Genomic DNA, 16,874 nt, shown 5'->3' with positions numbered 1-16,874 from the left:
TCCTTGGGTTTTAGGGGATCAGCCCTTGCCGGATACGGAAGCCGGATTGGCCGATTGCAGAAGACGTTCCAAAATGAGCATCAGAATTACGTTTGGAACGACGAGGATAAGGGCGACAACCGCGGCATTCGGGCGGATGAAGTTGTAGCCAATGTAGGAATAGAGGATCGTCGGGATCGTCGTGAAATCAGGCGAGCCGACGACGAAGGCGAGCGCGAATTCCTCGATCGACATGATGAAGACGATGAGCAGCGCTGCCATGATCCCCGGCTTCAGCACCGGAAGGTAAGCCACACGGAAGATCGCCAGCCGCGAGGCGCCGAGATCGCGCGCCGCATTCACGACATCGGTGCGAACCTGCGAGAAAGACACGGTCAGGATCCGCACGGCGTAGGGCAGGAAGAGAACCACCTGGCCGAACAGGATCGCCGGATAGCGGGCGAAGAAGCCGAGCGAAAACAGCAGCGCCCCGAAGAAGATGGCGACGACGAAGCCCGGCATGACGAGCGGCAGCAGCATCAGGAGCTGCGCCAGGGCCTTGCCCGGGAAGTCCAGCCTGCCGAAGGCGAAAGCCGTCGGTGCGCCCATCAGCACGGTCAGGATCGCAGCGAGCGGCGCCAGCGAATAGGAGTTGAGGATCGCCGTCGGCAGCGACGTGGTGTTCCAGATCACCAGCCAGCGCTCGAAGGAGATTTTCGGCGGCAGCAGATCCGGATAGCTCCAGGCCTGCGACGGGTCGACGAGCGACCAGAGAAGCGCCATTGCGAAAGGCACGGCGAGCCACAGGACCATGATGACGATGACGGCGGCGATCAGTATCCGTTCGATTGATCTGTAAGACATTCTATTACCTCACCAATCGCTGGATGCCGCGCACGGCGAGCGCCAGGATCGCGGAACCGAAAAGGGAAAGCGCCATCAGCGTGACCGCCACGACGGCAGCCGAATTCCAGTCGCCCTGCTCCCCCTGCAGATTGCTCATCAGGGTCGCCAGCGAGTGTTTGCTGGTGGGACCGGCAGCGGCCTGGAAGCTGAAATCGCCGGCCGCACCGATGAAGATCAGGATCAGCGAGGCCTGCATCGCATTCGCCGTCAGCGGCAGCACGATCTTACGAAAGCGCGCCATCGTCCCAGCGCCGAGATCGCGCGCCGCCAGAAGCACAGGTTCCGGCAACCCCTGAACGGCGCCTGACAGCAACAGGAAGGCAAAGGGCATCTGCTTCCAGATCTGCAGGAAGATGACGCCGTAGCCGTTGGCGTCGTTCTGCATCCGGATCGGCTTCTCCCAAAGACCGGTACGCACCATCAACTCGTTGATGACGCCGTGATAGGCGATCACGTTGATGAACAGGAAGGCTGCGACGAGGCCCGGCACCAGCAGCGGCGCCTTGATCAGCGCGCTCAACAGCAACGAGCCCCTGAACGGCTTGCGCAGCAAGAGCGCCAGCGGATAGGCGAGCGCGACGGCCAGCAGCGACGACGTGGTGGCGATATAGGTCGAATATTGCAGCGCGCGCCAATAGCGCGGCTCGGCGAGCATCGTTTGCCAGTACGAAAGCGACAGCGCGCTTTCGCCCGCGAAATTCATCAGCCCGAAGGACTGCATCACGGCGAGATAGAAGACCGATCCCATCAGGGCAATGACCAGGCCGAGGCCCGGCGCCAGCAACAGCAATATCGTCAGCGCGCGACGCATCACCGGCCCCCATCGGTGACGGAGATGACATTCTCCGGTGCGACGCTGAACTGAAGGTCGGCGCCGGCGGCGATATCGAGGCTGCCCGCGACCTGAAGGCGGACCGTCTCGTTGCCCGCAGCCAGAAAGACATCCGAATAGGCGCCTTGGAACGCAACCGCGGCGACCTTTCCGACGAGACTGTTGACCGCGCCGGCACCCAGCGACACCGCTTCCGGCCGCCAGACCAGCGTCACGTCGCCGTCAGCGCCATCGGCGGTGCGCAGCGCCCCGAAGGCGGTGTGAAGCACCCCACCTTTCGCCCTGCCCGCATGGATGTTCGCCGCACCGATGAAATCGGCGGCAAAGCGCGTCTTAGGCCGGAAATAGATATCCTTGGGCGACCCCTCCTGCTCGACGACGCCGTTGTTCAGAAGCAGGATCCGGTCGGACATCGCCAGTGCTTCGGCCTGGTCGTGCGTGACGTAGAGCGCGGTAAAGCCCACCTGCTTCTGCAGCGCCCGGATCTCGTTACGGACCTGATCGCGCAGTTTCGCATCGAGATTGGACAGCGGTTCGTCGAACAGCACGAGGCCGGGTTTGACGGCAAGCGCGCGGGCAAGTGCGACGCGCTGCTGCTGCCCGCCCGAAAGCGCATTCGGCAGCTTCTGCGCATGAAGCTGAAGGCCGAGCTGTGCCAGCAAATTTTCCACCCGCGCGGCCGTTTCATTCTTCTTCACGCCCTTTTGGCGCGGGCCGAATGCGATATTGTCTGCAACGTTCAGATGCGGAAACAGCGCGTATGATTGAAAGCACATCGCTGAGTCGCGATTTTCTGGCGGAACCGCCAGCAGATCGCTGCCATCGACATGCAGCGACCCCTTTGTCGGCTTGAGGAAGCCCGCGACGATGTTGAGAAGTGTTGTCTTACCGCAGCCCGACGGGCCGAGAAGCGTGATGAACTCGCCACGGCTTGCGGTGAAGCTCACGCCGTTCAGTGCGGAAAAGCCGCCGAAGTGCATTCCAATGTCCTGCGCCACGAGATATGTCACGAGCCAGCCTTTTAGTTTACGGTGCGAATTTAGTAAGTTTCCTCTAGAAACTAATTGTAACAGTTTAATGACGAACGCAAGCCGGAATCGAGAATGTCCGAGATAATCACAGCCAATGGTTCGCTCCTGAGCCTCGACCTTTCCGCGACGGATCGCGAAATCTTCATGGCGATCCGCAACCAGTCCGGCCTCTCGCGGGTGGAGATTTCAAAGGTGCTGTCGCTGTCCAAGGGCGCGGTCAGCAAGGCGCTCGCCAAGCTTCAGGAGGCTGGGCTGGTCGATGAAGAGCGCGAGAAGCCGGGCCCGCGCCACAGCGGCCAGCCGATGATCCGCATCAGGATGCGGCCGGACGCGATGCGCTTCATCGGTCTCAACCTGTCGACCCGCGGCGCTTACGTGGCGGTCTCGAATCTGGCCTCAGAGGCAGTCTGGAACTCGCCCTGCTACCCGCTCGAGCAATCGCGCGACGGCATTGTCGCGCAGGCGGTCGAGCTCATCAGGGAGGCCAAGCGCAATGCCGGCGGGACCGACATCGGCATGTTCGTTCCGGCCATCTTTTCGGCTTCGGAGGACATTCTCGAGGTCACGCCGAAACAGGCCAGCATCCCCTATCACGAGATCCGGCAGGAGCTGGTGGCGCAATTCCCGCAGTCATCCGTCGTCGTCTCGTCTCGGGCCGACATCATGCAATCGGCGCTCAGGCCGGAAATGTTCGGCAAGGTGCTGTTCCTCGTGTCCTTCTCCGATGGCGTCGGCGGCCATATTTTCGATCGCAACCGGGTGATCCGCGGCGGATACAACCAGGCCGGAAATATCGGCGGCATGGTGCCGGAAACCGGCCCGCGCCCGAGCGTGACCGACCTCGCAGACATGCTGGGATGCGACCCGCTGGAGCTCGATCCCGGCCGCCTGGAAGAGCTGTTCGACGCGGGCCACAAGCCGCTGATGGACTGGATCGAAAGCCGCGGCGCAACGCTCTCCGAACCTCTGAGCGCCGTGGTCCAGCTGCTCAATCCGCAGACGATCGTCCTCGGCGGCAATTTCCCCAACCCGGTCCTATCGGCCCTGCGCCAGCATATCGATCTCTCGGTCTATGACGTTCCCACCCGCATGCCGCTCTCGAAACCGGATATCGTGATCTCCGATGTTCTCGGCGAAGCGAGCCGGGCGACCGCATCGGCGATCCTGCCTCTGGCGAAATATCTGTCCTATCTCGACTGAAGAGACGACGCAGCCGCATCACTTGTCCGGCGGCGCGCCGATATCGCCGCTTTGCGGACCGTGCGGATATTCGGGGCTGTGAGAATGCGTCGCCTTCTCGGTGATCGCCGGGCCGACATAGCCTTCCGGGCCGTAGAAGGCGACATGCAGGCCCCAATAGGCCGAGCCGTAGAGCACGAAGGCGGCGAGGATGCCGGCTGGAATGCTGCGGAACGTCTGCTTGAAGACCGGCAGGAAATGCGTCTCACGGCTGCGGTCGGCGGCAACGGCCAGCAGGATCGCCATGATCAGTCCGTGGCCGATCAGATCGACGCGGCCGAAGGGCCATACCGCGGATGTGAAAATGACGAACAGCGCGATCGCCGAAAGCCGGCGGATCAGCGGCGTCCAGACCAGACCGAGACCGAGCGTGAATTCCGTGACACCGGCCATCGGGATGAAGACATCGCGCGGCAGGCCGAATGTCAGGAACGGTTTCTCGACGACCAGTGGATAGAACCAGCTCGGATAGGCGAATTTCTCCAGGCTTGACCACATCAGCGCGATCGCCAGCCCCCAGCGAAGCGCTTCGAGGCGATGCGCGCGCCAGTTCTCGCGCTTCGACGGCTCCAGGATCAGATAGACGGCGACGCCGAGGCCGAGCGCCAGATAGTCGAAAAGGTGGAAGAGGTCGTAGTCGCGCAATGCCAGGATCCAGAGGGCGATGATCCCGATACCGGCGACCGGCATCGTCCGGCGCGAAAAGATCATGCCGGCGATCACCAGCTGAAGCCAGGACACCCATTCCGCCGGCGTCTTCAGATCGGGCGTCAGATAGACGCCACCGACCGCGAAGATCGCCACGAAAAACGCCCCGACGATCGCCCGGATATAATCATCGAGCCTGCGCCAGAGCGGCGCTGCGGCCCAGTCGAGCATATCGAGCGCCCGGTCGCCATAGGCACTGCGCTCGACCGCCCGCGCCAGCCCGAAAAACACCAGCACGAGGCCGATCCCGACCCAGAACCACGTATCGGCAAGCGTCGACATGACCGGCTCGGGCGGCGCTCCGACGATATAGGGCGCGAACCATTTCACATGCGCCTGCGCCGGAACCGACGCAAAGACCAGCAAACCGGCAGCACCGGCCGCCGGCAGCATTCGACTGCGCAAAAGAAGAAATCCTGCAAACATCTTCAAACCCCGGACTTGAAACGAAATTGAGAGGCCACGTCCCGCTGAGGACGACGAAGCCGAAATGACGGCATGCCAATGAAATTCTAGAATTGCGGGAATGCGAGAAAAATACTCGCCTTGGATAATACATTTGCAGGCGGTGTGGAACTGGGAACGACGACCGCTCTGCGAGGACGAGCCGCGATCCAGCCCGCTGACCCGGTAACCGTAGCTTACACGCCTGTTTACGCTCCGGTTACGGCGGCATTTACCGTTACGTACTTCCGCCCGCCTGCATAAAGAACAAGGCTCCCAACCGCGTCGGCTGACGACGATCGAGAACTGGCGGGGCCGCCCGCCGGCACAAGGGAGACCGCAATGCTGAACGATCCATCCGTGGGGAGAGCGTCATGACGAACTCCTTTCCCAAGAAGCTGTTCTCGGCGACGGTCGCCGTCGCGATGACGCTGACATCGACGACATTCCTGTCGCCGGCGAGAGCCCAGCAGGCCGCCCCGGCCGCACCCGCGGCCACTGAACCGGCCGCCTCTCAGGACACGTCGAAACCCAATATTCTCGTCATCTTCGGCGACGATATCGGCCAGACCAATATCAGCGCCTATTCCTTCGGCCTGGTGGGCTACCGCACACCGAATATCGACCGCATCGCCAAGGAAGGCATGATGTTCACGGACTATTATGCCGAGAACTCGTGCACGGCCGGGCGTTCGACCTTCATCACCGGTCAGGTCTGCCTGCGCACCGGCCTCTGCAAGGTCGGCATCCCTGGCGCGACCGTCGGGCTGCAGGCCCGCGACATCACCATCGCCCAGGCCCTGAAGCCGCTCGGCTATGCGACCGGGCAGTTCGGCAAGAACCATCTCGGCGACCGCGACGAATATCTGCCGACCAAGCACGGCTTCGACGAATTGCTGCCCGTTCCCGATGTCGGCACCAGCCGAAGCCCGACGGCGAAGACCAGCACGCCGACGATCGCGATCCAGAAATTCGGCAGGCTGGCGCCGATCAGTGAAAGCAGCGTGGCGATACGGTCGAAAACGCTATTGGGACGCCATGCAGCCAGGGCACCGGTGACGATCGCGATCACCAGGGCGGAGGTGATGGAATAGAGCGCCAGCAGCAATGTCGTCGGCATGGCCTCCAGCACCAGCGCCAGGGCGGGACGGCCCTGCCGAAGCGACTGGCCGAAATCCAGCGTCAGGAGACCGCGGATGAAATCGAAGAACTGCACGTAGACGGGCTGGTCGAAGCCATGAAGCCGGGAGAATTCCTCCCGCATCGACGTCGGGGCATCGATCGGCAGATAGAGATCGGCGGGCGATCCCGTCAACCTAGCCATGAAGAAGACCATGACCACGAGAAGGAAGAGCGAGAGGCCGCTCCAGATCGCGCGTTTGCCAAGATAAAAGCCCATCAGTTCTTCTCCTCCGAATGAACTGTGCAGCCGGGTCCAGCCCGGCTGCCTTTCGCGAAGACGGTCACTTGTTCAGGGTGATGTCGGACAGTTCGAACTGCACGGTGCTGAGACCGTTCGGCTCATAGTTGACGCGAGGACCGACGCGCATCTGGCTGACCATGTGATATTGTGGGACGGCAGGAATGACCTCGTCGGCAATGATCCGGTTGGCTTCCTGGAAGTCCTTGGTGCGCTGCTCGCCGGTCTCCGCCATCGCCTTGTCGATGAGGCCATCGACCTGCGGATTGTTCATCTCCGACTGCTGGCCCTTCGAGTGATAGCGGAAGTACATTGTGAACGCGGCATCGCCGTTGTTGTTATCGTGCATTTCCTGGATCATCATCGCCGTGCGGTCTGCCGGATAAGGCTTGTTGACCAGCTTCAGCCACTCGGCCGACTCCATCATTTCGACCTTCACGTTGAGGCCGATCGCCTGCCACATCTGCTGGGTCGCTTCGAGAAGTTCAGGCTCGTTGGCGAAGAAGTTCGTGCGGCCGATGAGGCGGATTGGTTTGTCGACCGGCACGCCGGCCGCCTTCGCCTCAGCCACCAGAGCGGCGGCCTTGTCGGGATCATACGGCCAGACCTTAAGGTCGGGATTGTATCCGTTGATCTTCGGCAGGATGAATTGCGTCGCCGGCACCACCTTGTCGCTCAGAACCGTGCCGATGAGCGCCTGACGGTCGAGGCCGAGATTGAGCGCCTGACGAATGCGGATGTCATCGAGCGGCGGCTGCATGACGAAGCGGATGCGTGTCGTCTCGCCATTCAGAAACGCCTTGTCCATCTTCGGATCGTCGGCATCCTGCGGCGCGATCGCAAAGGCGATGTCGGCTTCGCCTGTCTTGACCATCGCCGCCCGCAGGGCGGATTCTCCGCGGAAGACATAGGTGGCGTTTTCGACTTCGGGCTTCTTGCCCCAATAGTTGTCGTTGCGCTTCAGCTTGACGCCATCGCCATCCCAGGAAACGAACTGGAAGGGACCGGTGCCTACCGGGGCGCGGCTCAATTCGGTCGGCGACGTGTCGGGGCCGGTGATACCCATGAAGGACAGGAAGACCGGCATCAGAACCTGCGCGGGATCTGCGTGAATATCGACCGTCTTGTCATCAACGGCAGTCGCCGTCAGTTTCACGTTGGCGATCTTGGTGCGGTCGAGACAGGTCACGCCGGTGCTCTGCATTCTCGTGATGGCCTTGACGACGGCATCGGCATTGAACGGCTTGCCATCGTGGAAGCCGACGCCTTCGCGCAGCGAGATCCGCCACGTGCCGTTGCCCTGATCCTCCCACTTGGTCGCAAGGCGCGGCAGAACCTTGCTATCATTGGGGTCGAGCACCGTCAGCGTCTCGACGATATTCTCTTTCACGATCGTATTGATGCCGTTCACGGTCGTGTTGCAGCCATCGATATTGGCCGGCTCGACCGGAACCGCGATCTTGACGTCCGCCCCTGCGCGAAGGCAAAGGATGCTGTGGCGGTCATCATCGCGAATGTGAGTCCACCGAGGATATGAAATCTGATTGGCATTGTTCCTCCACCTTGTCGCCGAACACAGGCCAGCCGGGGCAGCACCTGCGGCGCCGCCTGCCGATGGTTCGGTAATGATTTGTTGGGTTTCCTCCTGGACCCGAATTTGCCGTCTGCCGCATTTTCAGCGGTCCGGGTTCGGATGCAAGCGTCAGGTCCCTTTCCTCCAGCGACCCAATGACGAGGAAACTAGGGCAGGAAAAAATGATGCGCCACTACAGAGTTTTGATTAGGGTATCAAAATCTTGTATGAGGCATCCATGAACTCCGCATTCCTCGATCTCAGGCGCGTCCGCTACATCGTCACAATTGCCGAAAGCGGCTCGATCTCGGCCGCTGCGCGCAGCCTCAATGTCGCCCAGCCTGCACTGAGCTACCATCTGGCCGAGATGGAAAAGGCCCTTGGCGTCGCGCTTTTCGAGCGTTCTGCAACGGGCATGACCCCGACGGTGCCGGGGCTCCTGTTTGTCGAGCACGGGCGGATCATTCTCGATGCCGTCGCGGTCGCGGAAAACGACATTCGTCGCCAGGTTAAGACCAAGACGGTGCAGGAAGTCGTGCGCCTGACGATCATCCCGTCGCTCGCAGCCGTCATGCTGCCGCGGCTGATCGCCGCGTTTCGCGAGCATATGCCCGACAAGGTCCTGCGCGTCATCGATGCCCGGACGCTCTTTGCAGACGAACTCATCGACAGCGGCAAGGCGGATGTCGCGATCAAGCTGCCGCTCACCGAAACCTTCCAGGAAACCCCGATCGTCTGGGAGCCGCTTTACTGCATCATGCGCAACAACGGCACGCGCGGGCCGATCGCCTTCCGCGACGTCGCCGCGCTTCCACTGGTCCTGCCGGCCAAGGAGAACCCTCTGCGCAAGTTTCTGGAACTGGCCGCACAGAAAGAGGGCCTGTCCCTGAACGTGATCATGGATGTCGACGGCTTCGAGCCCAGACGAGAGGTCGTCCTTTCCGGCTACGGCGTCACGGTCTTCGGCGGACTGGGCATTCCTCACGACCAGATGGGCTCGGATCTTCTGGCGCGCCAGATTGTCGAGCCTGAATTGAAACATCCCCTCATCCTGAGGTCGCGCGAAGGGCTGGATCCGGCACTCGACAAGGCGATCCGCGAGATCCTCGCCGAAGTCTTCCGCAATTGGAGCTGACCGGCTCAGCCCGGGATACCGAATTCGCCGCTGAAGCTCGCCAGATGGTGATGCAGCCGGTCGATAACAGTGGTGCGCGGGCTGGTCTGGCGCTGCAGAAGCCCGACATGGCGATGAATTTGCGGATTTCCGAAAGGCACCGAGACGACCTCGCCCGGCGCCTCCTTGACCGCATTCCAGGGCGCAACCGACACACCGAGACCATGCACGACACAGCCGACGACGGCGGCGAGGCCCTCTTTGAAAGGGCGGGCTATCACCTTTTTCCTGCCGCTCGTTCATCCGGACGCGAAGCGGGCCGTAGAACTTTGCCTTCTGCATAAAAGAGACTAAGCGCTCGAGCTCGGAATAAAAAGCCTTTCGGTTCTTCTCGATCTTGAAGGTGCGAGATCCAGGCTTGGCTGTCCTATGTTTTGAGCCAGCGATTTCTCGGTGAGTGCGCGCCCGATGCGCCGGATGCCATCTTCGAACGGATGTATACTTTCAACACCATTTCGACTTCATACGCTGAAGAGCACACCACCACATCTCGGCGGCGAAACGGCTGCTTTCATCACTCCCGCCAGCGTAGCAAGCGGCGTTCCGCAGCCCCCGCCAGCCGATTGAACGCAAAACCGACGATACCGAGGATGATGACGCCGACCATGACAAGGGCCATGTCGAAGCGCTCGCGGCCGGCGATGACGAGGCCGCCGATCCCGGGGCCGACAGCGAGGAAGTATTCGGCGCCGACGGTTGCGAGCCAGGAATAGATCAGGCCGAGGTGGATGCCGGTCGCGATCGACGGCAGGGCGACCGGGAGGTAGATCCGGCTGATGCGCTGCCAGGAATTGAAGCGCAGCGCACGGCCGACCTCGACCAGTTCGCGCGGCGCATCCTTGATGCCGTCATGCGTGTTGAGCGCAATCGGGATGAAGGCGGCGAGTGCTACGAAGACGATCTTCGCCTGCTCGCCGAAGCCGAACCAGACGGAGATCAGCGGGATCCAGGCAAGCAGCGAGATCTGCTTGATGCCGTTGAAGGTCGGCATGATCAGCCGGTCGGCGATGTTGACGACGGCGAGCAGCGTGCCGAAGCTGATGCCGAGGACGGCGCCGATCAGGAAGCCAGCGACATTGCGCAGCAGGCTCGAGCCGAGCTGGCCGACCAGGCCGTTGTCGATGATCTCCTGCTTGGCCGTCAGGATAACGTCCTCGATCGGCGGCAGGAAGCGGATATCGACCAGACCGAAGCGGCTCGAGGCCTCCCATGCGAGAAGAAGCAGAAGCGGCAGGGTCAATCCCCGGCGGATGCGGACGAAGTTTGAAGTCTCTTCCATCGCTCAGTCCTCCGCCTGCCGCTTCCAGCGCCGGATCAGCACCTCGGATGCTTCCAGTCCGCGATCCATGGCGAAACCGATGATGCCGATGACGACCATGGCGATGATGACGGTATCCAGCCAGAACATCTGGCGGCCCCAGACAAGCAGGTATCCGAGCCCCTCGGACGACGCCAGGAGCTCGACGCCGACAAGCGACGTCCAGGCATGCGTCAGGCCGTAGCGGATACCGGTAAAGATCGAAGGCACGGCGCTTGGGAGGACGATCAGCCGCAGCGTCTGCCAGCGGCTGAAGCGCAATGCCCGCCCGACCTCCAGATATTTGGCCGGAACGCTGCGAATGCCCGAGAAGGTGTTCAGCGTTACCGGCACCAGAGCGCCCTTGGCGATGATGATGATCTTCAGCGTTTCCTCGATACCGACGAGCAGCATCAGAAGCGGGATCCAGCCGAGCGTCGGGATCTGTGCAAAAGCGAGAAAGACCGGCTTGACATAGTCCTCGAAGCGCCGAGAGAGACCCATGGCAATTCCAAGCGCCATGCCGAGAGAGGCCCCTATCGCGAAACCGAAGACGACGCGGCGCAGGCTGACGCCCGCATGGTAGAGCAGTTCGCCGGTCGAGATCATGTCCCGCCCGGTCGCGACGACATAAGCGGGCGCCGGCAGGATCTGTTCGGGCAGCCAGCCGCGCGCCGAAGCGATCCACCAGAGGGCGATCAGACCGACCGGGAAGAGGAATGCCTCTCCCCGGCGGATCCAGCGAACGGCCGGATGCTGCGACCAATTGCGCCGCCGCGCCTGTCCTTCGAACTCGATATCGATTGCCATGCCAGGTCTTTCACTCAGGCTGTTCGGTCAGCAAGATCACGACGCGACGGGCTTGCCGTCGGCGCCATAGGCCTGCCAGAAGTTCTTGAAGCCGAGACGCTCGATCGCGTTGTCGAGATATTTCGGTTCGAACCAGCCCTTGAGATCGACATCGCGGCGGATCAGGCCGAATTCCTTACTCTTGGCCGCCTGCTCCGTGTACTGCGACACCAGGAGATCATCGATCAGCGGCGAATTGCGGTAGGCCAGCGTATCGCCCTTGAAGTACTCCTCGAGGATCGGGATTGCCGTGCCGGATTTGTGCCAGAGCTCGAAGAGTGCGGCGCGGTTCGGCTCGTCGGACGACCACTTTGCGGCCTTGACGAAGGCGTCGACGACGCGCTGGGTGATTTCGGGATGGGCATCGATGAAGGCCTCGCGGCCGATGATGCCGGCGTTGCGGCCGAAGCGCGGATCGTCACCCTTCGTCGTGTAGATGACGTCCGCGGCACCCTTGGCGGCGAGATTGATCAGCTGCGTATCGCCAAAGGCGGCATCGATATCCTTGCTGGTCAAAGCTGCAACGGTGCCAGCACTATCGAGATTGACGACCTGTACATCGCGTTCGGTCAGGCCATGCGCTTCCAGGATCTTGATCGCCGCCAGGTGGCCGTTGGTGCCGCGCTGCAGCGCGATCTTGCGCCCCTTCAGATCCTCGATCGACTTGATGCCGGAATCCTTGGCGACGGCGAGGTAGAGCGGCTTGCGTGCGCCGCTTGCCAGCAGGTACTTGGTCTTCAGCCCGGTGGCGCGGCCGATCAGCGCCGGCAGGTCGCCCTGATAGGCGAAGTCGAGCTGGTCGTTGGCGAAGCCCTCGTTGACGGCGGGACCGGCGCCCTTGAAGAAGGTCCACTCGATCTTGATGTTGGGATCATTGGCAAATTCCTTCTCCAGGAATTCGCCGGCCCGCGCGGTCGCGGCCGAGGTGCCTTCCGAATAGGGGCGGTTGTCGATGCCGATCGCGGCATAGCCGACATGGATGACAAGTGGATCCTCGGCGCGTGCCGATGTTGCCGTCGCCGCAAGCAGAATGGCGAGGGCGGCGGCCAGGCGGGTAAAGGTGATGCGTTTCATGATGGTCTCCGTTGATGCTTATCGTGCAATGGCGATCGCCGGCCGCGGGCGATCCTGTTCGGGCGCGCGCAGCGGGCGCGGGGCTGCAGGAGCGGCAACTTCGCCGGTGGCATGCAGGCTGTTGAGAACGCGGTCGCGCACTGCGGCGATCTCCGCCGACGTGCGCCGGCGCGGGCGGTCGATCGTAACCGGAATGATCTCGCGCACCCGGCCGGACGCGGCGACATCACCACCACCCTGTCGCCGAGATAGACCGCCTCTTCGACATCATGGGTGACGAGCACCATGGTGATGCCTTCCTTGGCCCAGATGTCCTGGAGCTCGTCCTGAAGGCGCGCCTTGGTGATCGCGTCGAGCGCGCCGAAGGGTTCGTCGAGCAGCAGCACATTCGGACGGTTGACCAGTCCGCGCGCGATACCGGCGCGCTGCGCCATGCCGCCGGAAAGCTGATGCGGATAGACGGTGGCAAAGCCGCCTAGACCGACGAGCTCGAGATGCTCGCGCACCAGCTCGGCCTTGCGAGCCTTCGGTAGCCTGGTGTTCAGGAGACCGAGGGCGACATTCTGCTCGACCGTCAGCCAGGGGAACAGCCGCGGCTCCTGGAAGACGATGCCGCGGTCGAGGCTCGGCTCGTGCACCTCGGCGCCACCGTGGCGGATGCGCCCCGCGGTGGTGACGTCGAGACCGGCAAGCAGCCGCAACAGAGTCGATTTTCCGCAGCCGCTGGCGCCGACGATGGTGACGAATTCGCCCTTCGCGACATCGACGCTGACATCGTCGAGGGCAGTCAGCGTATCGTTGCCGATCTTGAAGCGGCGGGTGATGTGGTCGGCCTGGAGATGGGCGATGCTCATGGTGATCCTACTCGGCGGCAAGAGGGGCGGATGCCGGATGCTGCGGTGTGCGCAGCCCCAGATTCTGGCGCAGCGTCGTGCCTTCATATTCGTTGCGGAACAGGCCGCGGCGGCGCAGCTCAGGCAGCACGAGATCGACGAAATGGTGAAGACCAACGGGCAGATGCGGGGGCATGATGTTGAAGCCATCGGCGGCTCCGCCCGTGAACCAGTGCTGCATCTCGTCGGCGATCTGCGCCGGCGTGCCGACGATCTGCCGGTGGCCGCGCGCGCCGGCGATCCTCAGATAAAGCTGGCGGATCGTCAGGTTCTCACGATGGGCGAGATCGAGCAGCAGGCGCTGGCGGCTCTTGCTGGCATTGGTCTCCGGCAGCGCAGGAACCGGCCCGTCGAGGGGATAGGCGGAGAGATCGACGCCGCCGGTCATGCCGCTCAGCAAAGCCAGGCCGACGACCGGATGGATCAGCTCCTGGATCTGTTCGAACTTCTCTTCCGCCTCCGCGATCGTAAGGCCGACGACGGGAAAGATGCCGGGCATGACCTTCAGATCATCGGCGTGACGGCCGTATTTGCGCAGGCGCCCCTTGAGATCGGTGTAGAAGGCGCGGGCATCCTCGAATGTCTGGTGGGCGGTAAAGACCACTTCGGCGGTGCGCGCCGCAAGTTCCTTGCCGGGCTCGGAAGAGCCAGCCTGAACGAGCACCGGATGTCCCTGGGGCGAACGGGCAACGTTCAGCGGCCCGCGAACCTTGAAGAACTTGCCCTTGTGATTGAGGACATGCTGCTTGTCGGGATCGAAATAGAGGCCGCTCTGCTTGTCGCGCGGGAAGGCGCCCTCTTCCCAGGTATCCCACAGCCCGGTCACGACATCGGCGAATTCCTCGGCGCGCTCGTAGCGCTCGCCATGGGCATAATGCTCGTCGCGGCCGAAATTGTGCGCTTCGTGCTCGCTGGACGAGGTTACGAGGTTCCATCCTGCCCGTCCGCCGCTGATATGGTCGAGCGAGGCGAATTTGCGGGCGATATGATAGGGCTCGTTATAGGATGTCGAGGCGGTGGCGACGAAGCCGATATTGCGGGTGACCGCCGCCAGCGCCGAGAGCAGCGTGATCGGCTCGAACTGCGCGACATAGCGCGTCGCGGTGCGGCTCAAGGCCTCGATATCGGTGCCCCGCGTCCCGACGCCATCGGCCATGAAGATCAGGTCGAACTTGCCGCGCTCGGCGAGCTGCGCCAGTTCCACGTAATGGGCGAAGTTGGAGCCGGCATCGGCCTGCGCATCCGGATGACGCCAAGCGGCAATGTGATGTCCGGTCGGGTAGAGAAAGGCGCCGAGCCTGAGTTGCGATCGTTCAGCCATTTCGAGCTCCGTTCGAAGGAGCAATCAGGCTAGGATTAAAAAAATAATATCTATAGAAATTATATTCTATTTCGAAGCCGCTGAAGGAACTTTTGTAATTGGAAAGGCTGCGCGCGAGCAGGCATGTTTTCGGCTCACCGGTGCGGCCCGCATCGCGCCCAAGGAGATATGAATGACTTTGTCAGCGCCCATCGCGCCACAGGAAGACAGACTGACCGCGCTCGTAAAGAGCCGGTATCGCAGCGATAAGGCGCTGTCCGGACAATGGAACGAGGCGCTCGACGCAATCCTGTCTCACCGCAGCGTCCGCGACTATCTCCCGCAATCCGTGCCCGCGCATGTGATCGAACTTGCCGTCGCCGCGGCTCAATCGGCGCCGAGTTCATCGAACCTCCAGGCCTGGAGCGTGATCGCCGTCGAAGACAAGGAGATCAGGGATCGCCTGAATGCCGTTGCCGGCAATCAGCGCCAGATCACCGGGGCGCCGCTTCTTCTGGTCTGGCTCGCCGATCTCGCCCGCCCGCGTGACATCGCTGAGACGCGGGGCGGCACGGCCGAAGGTCTCGATTATATCGAGAGTTTCCTGCTCGGTGTCATCGATGCCGCTCTTGCTGCGCAGAATGCCGTCGTGGCGCTCGAATCCCTCGGCCTCGGCACCTGCTATATCGGCGCCATCCGCAATGACCCGGAAACCGTGGCGCGCGAGCTCGGGCTGCCCGAAGGCGTGTTCCCTGTCTTCGGCCTGACGGTGGGTTATCCCTATCAGGGCAGGCCCGCAGATGTGAAGCCGCGGCTTGGCCAGGCAGCAATCCTCCATCGCGATCGCTACGATCCCGGTGCACACCGGCCTGCCCTCGACGCCTATAACCATGCGCTTGGAACCTTCCAGGCGGAACAGGCAATACCCCGGATCGACTGGACCGAGCAGGTCAGCAACCGCATCGGCACCGTCGCAGCCCTGAAAGGCCGTCACGTTCTGAAGGACGTCATCCGGAAGCTCGGCTTCGCGCTCAAGTAAGCGCCCTTCCCTTTCATTCAGCAAATCGATCAGCAGGCACAGGCATGACCAACAGCTCCGAATTTCTCTGGTACATCCCGAACGACATCAAGGCCGGTCACCGCGGCGACAGCGCCATCGTCGATCACAACAGCCTGGAGACGCTGACGGAACATGCGCAGGCGCTCGAGGATCATGGCTGGAAAGGCGCGCTGATCGGCACCGGCTGGGGAAGGCCGGATACGTTCACGGTTGCCACGGCGCTTGCAGCGCGCACCAAGACCTTCGAGCCGCTGATCGCCATCAGGCCCGGCTATTGGCGCCCGGCGAACTTTGCTTCGGCGGCCGCAACGCTCGACCACCTCAGCGGCGGCCGGGTCCGCGTCAATATCGTCTCCGGGCAGGACAATCTTGCCGCCTATGGCGACAGCGAGGGTGATCAGGCCCATCGCTATGCACGCACCAAGGAATTCATGCGCCTCGTGCGCCGCCTCTGGACGGAAGAAAACGTCACCTCGGCGGGCGAGCATTTCCGGCTCGAGGGCTCGACCGTCCAGCCGCGCATCGCCGGGAATGGCAACCGCCGCCACCCCAAGCTCTATTTCGGCGGCGCCTCGGAGGCGGCCGAAAAGGTCGCCGCAACCGAGGCGGACGTGCAGCTCTTCTGGGGCGAACCGCTCGATGGCGTCAGGGAACGCATCGACAGGCTGAAGCGCCTGAGCCGCGATCTCGACCGCGATCTTGCACCTCTGGAATTCGGCCTGAGGATCACCACGCTCGTGCGGGAGACGCGCGAGGAAGCCTGGGCGGATGCCGAAAAGAAGGTTGCCGCCATGGCGGCAAATCAGGGTGGCAGCTGGCAGGACCACCGTGGCTCAGTCGCCGTCGGCCAACGCCGTCTCCTGGAACTGCACGAGCGCGGCGATGTGCTCGACGACAACCTCTATACCGCTCCCGGAAAATTCGGCGGCGGCGGCGCGGGAACGACATGGCTGGTCGGCTCGGCCGAAGATGTCGCGTCGTCGCTGCGCAAATACCGGGAGCTCGGCATCACGCATTTCGTGCTCTCGGATACGCCCTACCTTGCCGAGATCAAACGGCAGGGAGACAAGCTGCTGCCGCTCCTGAGGGGTTGAG

Annotated in this window: 14 protein-coding genes and 3 pseudogenes; 5 read left to right on the top strand and 12 right to left on the bottom strand. The window is 62.6% G+C overall.

All coding sequences use genetic code 11. The annotated features are described in order from the left end of the window. Nucleotides 1–18: 18 nt before the first annotated feature. From F2982_RS26645 to F2982_RS26635, 3 genes are read right to left on the bottom strand one after another with little or no spacing between them, the layout of a single operon-like run. Nucleotides 19–843, bottom strand: coding sequence for an ABC transporter permease subunit (locus F2982_RS26645; protein ID WP_203430494.1), 825 nt, complete (start codon nt 841–843; stop codon nt 19–21). A 4-nt stretch (nt 844–847) separates the two neighbouring features. Further along, entirely contained in the window at nt 848–1,696 is an 849-nt protein-coding gene (locus F2982_RS26640) for an ABC transporter permease subunit (protein WP_203430493.1), read from the bottom strand. Next, a complete protein-coding gene (locus F2982_RS26635) occupies nt 1,696–2,697 on the bottom strand; it encodes an ABC transporter ATP-binding protein (protein ID WP_203430492.1) in 1,002 nt (333 codons plus the stop codon). Before F2982_RS26635 ends, F2982_RS26640 begins: the two co-directional genes overlap by 1 nt. Before the next feature lie 123 nt (nt 2,698–2,820). On the opposite strand from F2982_RS26635, the gene F2982_RS26630 reads away from it, so the two are divergent. Then, nucleotides 2,821–3,948, top strand: a complete 1,128-nt coding sequence (locus tag F2982_RS26630; protein WP_203430491.1) for an ROK family transcriptional regulator — start codon at nt 2,821–2,823, stop codon at nt 3,946–3,948. Between the two features lie 18 nt (nt 3,949–3,966). Here the strand turns inward: F2982_RS26630 and F2982_RS26625 are convergent, their stop codons facing one another. Then, on the bottom strand, nt 3,967–5,100 hold the full coding sequence (locus F2982_RS26625; protein ID WP_246777609.1) for a hypothetical protein: 1,134 nt from the start codon (nt 5,098–5,100) through the stop codon (nt 3,967–3,969). A gap of 413 nt (nt 5,101–5,513) precedes the next feature. Between F2982_RS26625 and F2982_RS26620 the strand changes: the two are divergent. Then, nucleotides 5,514–6,032, top strand: a pseudogene (locus tag F2982_RS26620) (sulfatase-like hydrolase/transferase); the annotation flags it as partial. A gap of 570 nt (nt 6,033–6,602) precedes the next feature. Here the strand turns inward: F2982_RS26620 and F2982_RS26610 are convergent. Next, the gene (locus F2982_RS26610; protein ID WP_203430490.1) at nt 6,603–7,970 is read right to left on the bottom strand and encodes an ABC transporter substrate-binding protein; all 1,368 of its coding nucleotides are present in this window, start codon (nt 7,968–7,970) and stop codon (nt 6,603–6,605) included. A gap of 400 nt (nt 7,971–8,370) precedes the next feature. Between F2982_RS26610 and F2982_RS26605 the strand changes: the two genes are divergently transcribed. Beyond that, a complete protein-coding gene (locus F2982_RS26605) occupies nt 8,371–9,267 on the top strand; it encodes a LysR family transcriptional regulator (protein ID WP_130284546.1) in 897 nt (298 codons plus the stop codon). 5 nt (nt 9,268–9,272) lie between these two features. On the opposite strand, the gene F2982_RS26600 is transcribed toward F2982_RS26605, so the two are convergent. The 7 genes and pseudogenes from F2982_RS26600 to F2982_RS26575 all read right to left on the bottom strand — a co-directional run bounded on the left by F2982_RS26600 (nt 9,273) and on the right by F2982_RS26575 (nt 14,740). Beyond that, complete coding sequence (locus tag F2982_RS26600) at nt 9,273–9,461, bottom strand: hypothetical protein (protein ID WP_246777665.1); 189 nt, start codon at nt 9,459–9,461, stop codon at nt 9,273–9,275. 33 nt (nt 9,462–9,494) lie between these two features. Beyond that, nucleotides 9,495–9,752 (bottom strand): annotated as a pseudogene (locus F2982_RS31705) (DUF4172 domain-containing protein); the annotation flags it as partial. A gap of 68 nt (nt 9,753–9,820) precedes the next feature. Further along, nucleotides 9,821–10,585 (bottom strand): ABC transporter permease, encoded by a 765-nt coding sequence (locus F2982_RS26595; protein ID WP_203430488.1) that lies wholly within the window; start codon nt 10,583–10,585, stop codon nt 9,821–9,823. 3 nt (nt 10,586–10,588) lie between these two features. Then, nucleotides 10,589–11,413 (bottom strand): ABC transporter permease, encoded by an 825-nt coding sequence (locus tag F2982_RS26590; RefSeq protein ID WP_203430487.1) that lies wholly within the window; start codon nt 11,411–11,413, stop codon nt 10,589–10,591. A 36-nt stretch (nt 11,414–11,449) separates the two neighbouring features. Further along, the gene (locus F2982_RS26585) at nt 11,450–12,526 is read right to left on the bottom strand and encodes an ABC transporter substrate-binding protein (RefSeq protein ID WP_203430486.1); all 1,077 of its coding nucleotides are present in this window, start codon (nt 12,524–12,526) and stop codon (nt 11,450–11,452) included. Nucleotides 12,527–12,544: 18 nt separating this feature from the next. Further along, a pseudogene (locus F2982_RS26580) lies at nt 12,545–13,380 on the bottom strand (ABC transporter ATP-binding protein). A gap of 7 nt (nt 13,381–13,387) precedes the next feature. Next, a complete protein-coding gene (locus F2982_RS26575) occupies nt 13,388–14,740 on the bottom strand; it encodes an LLM class flavin-dependent oxidoreductase (protein WP_203430485.1) in 1,353 nt (450 codons plus the stop codon). Between the two features lie 172 nt (nt 14,741–14,912). On the opposite strand from F2982_RS26575, the gene F2982_RS26570 reads away from it, so the two are divergent. Together F2982_RS26570 and F2982_RS26565 are read left to right on the top strand one after the other, a co-directional pair. Then, nucleotides 14,913–15,758, top strand: coding sequence for an NADPH-dependent oxidoreductase (locus F2982_RS26570; RefSeq protein WP_203430484.1), 846 nt, complete (start codon nt 14,913–14,915; stop codon nt 15,756–15,758). Between the two features lie 44 nt (nt 15,759–15,802). After that, the gene (locus F2982_RS26565; RefSeq protein ID WP_203430483.1) at nt 15,803–16,873 is read left to right on the top strand and encodes an LLM class flavin-dependent oxidoreductase; all 1,071 of its coding nucleotides are present in this window, start codon (nt 15,803–15,805) and stop codon (nt 16,871–16,873) included. Nucleotide 16,874 lies beyond the last annotated feature (1 nt).

The organism is Rhizobium sp. BG4 (assembly GCF_016864575.1).
Lineage (GTDB): Bacteria > Pseudomonadota > Alphaproteobacteria > Rhizobiales > Rhizobiaceae > Rhizobium.
The sequence above is the reverse complement of the archived record's forward strand: the minus strand, read 5'-3'. Positions and strand labels throughout refer to the sequence as shown.

What these genes read in the sequence shown, in the direction of transcription:
- F2982_RS26645 (WP_203430494.1), bottom strand. Translation starts at nt 843, where the DNA reads ATGTCTTACAGATCAATCGAACGGATACTGATCGCCGCCGTCATCGTC.
- F2982_RS26640 (WP_203430493.1), bottom strand. Translation starts at nt 1,696, where the DNA reads ATGCGTCGCGCGCTGACGATATTGCTGTTGCTGGCGCCGGGCCTCGGC.
- F2982_RS26635 (WP_203430492.1), bottom strand. Translation starts at nt 2,697, where the DNA reads ATGCACTTCGGCGGCTTTTCCGCACTGAACGGCGTGAGCTTCACCGCA.
- F2982_RS26630 (WP_203430491.1), top strand. Translation starts at nt 2,821, where the DNA reads ATGTCCGAGATAATCACAGCCAATGGTTCGCTCCTGAGCCTCGACCTT.
- F2982_RS26605 (WP_130284546.1), top strand. Translation starts at nt 8,371, where the DNA reads ATGAACTCCGCATTCCTCGATCTCAGGCGCGTCCGCTACATCGTCACA.
- F2982_RS26595 (WP_203430488.1), bottom strand. Translation starts at nt 10,585, where the DNA reads ATGGAAGAGACTTCAAACTTCGTCCGCATCCGCCGGGGATTGACCCTG.
- F2982_RS26590 (WP_203430487.1), bottom strand. Translation starts at nt 11,413, where the DNA reads ATGGCAATCGATATCGAGTTCGAAGGACAGGCGCGGCGGCGCAATTGG.
- F2982_RS26585 (WP_203430486.1), bottom strand. Translation starts at nt 12,526, where the DNA reads ATGAAACGCATCACCTTTACCCGCCTGGCCGCCGCCCTCGCCATTCTG.
- F2982_RS26575 (WP_203430485.1), bottom strand. Translation starts at nt 14,740, where the DNA reads ATGGCTGAACGATCGCAACTCAGGCTCGGCGCCTTTCTCTACCCGACC.
- F2982_RS26570 (WP_203430484.1), top strand. Translation starts at nt 14,913, where the DNA reads ATGACTTTGTCAGCGCCCATCGCGCCACAGGAAGACAGACTGACCGCG.
- F2982_RS26565 (WP_203430483.1), top strand. Translation starts at nt 15,803, where the DNA reads ATGACCAACAGCTCCGAATTTCTCTGGTACATCCCGAACGACATCAAG.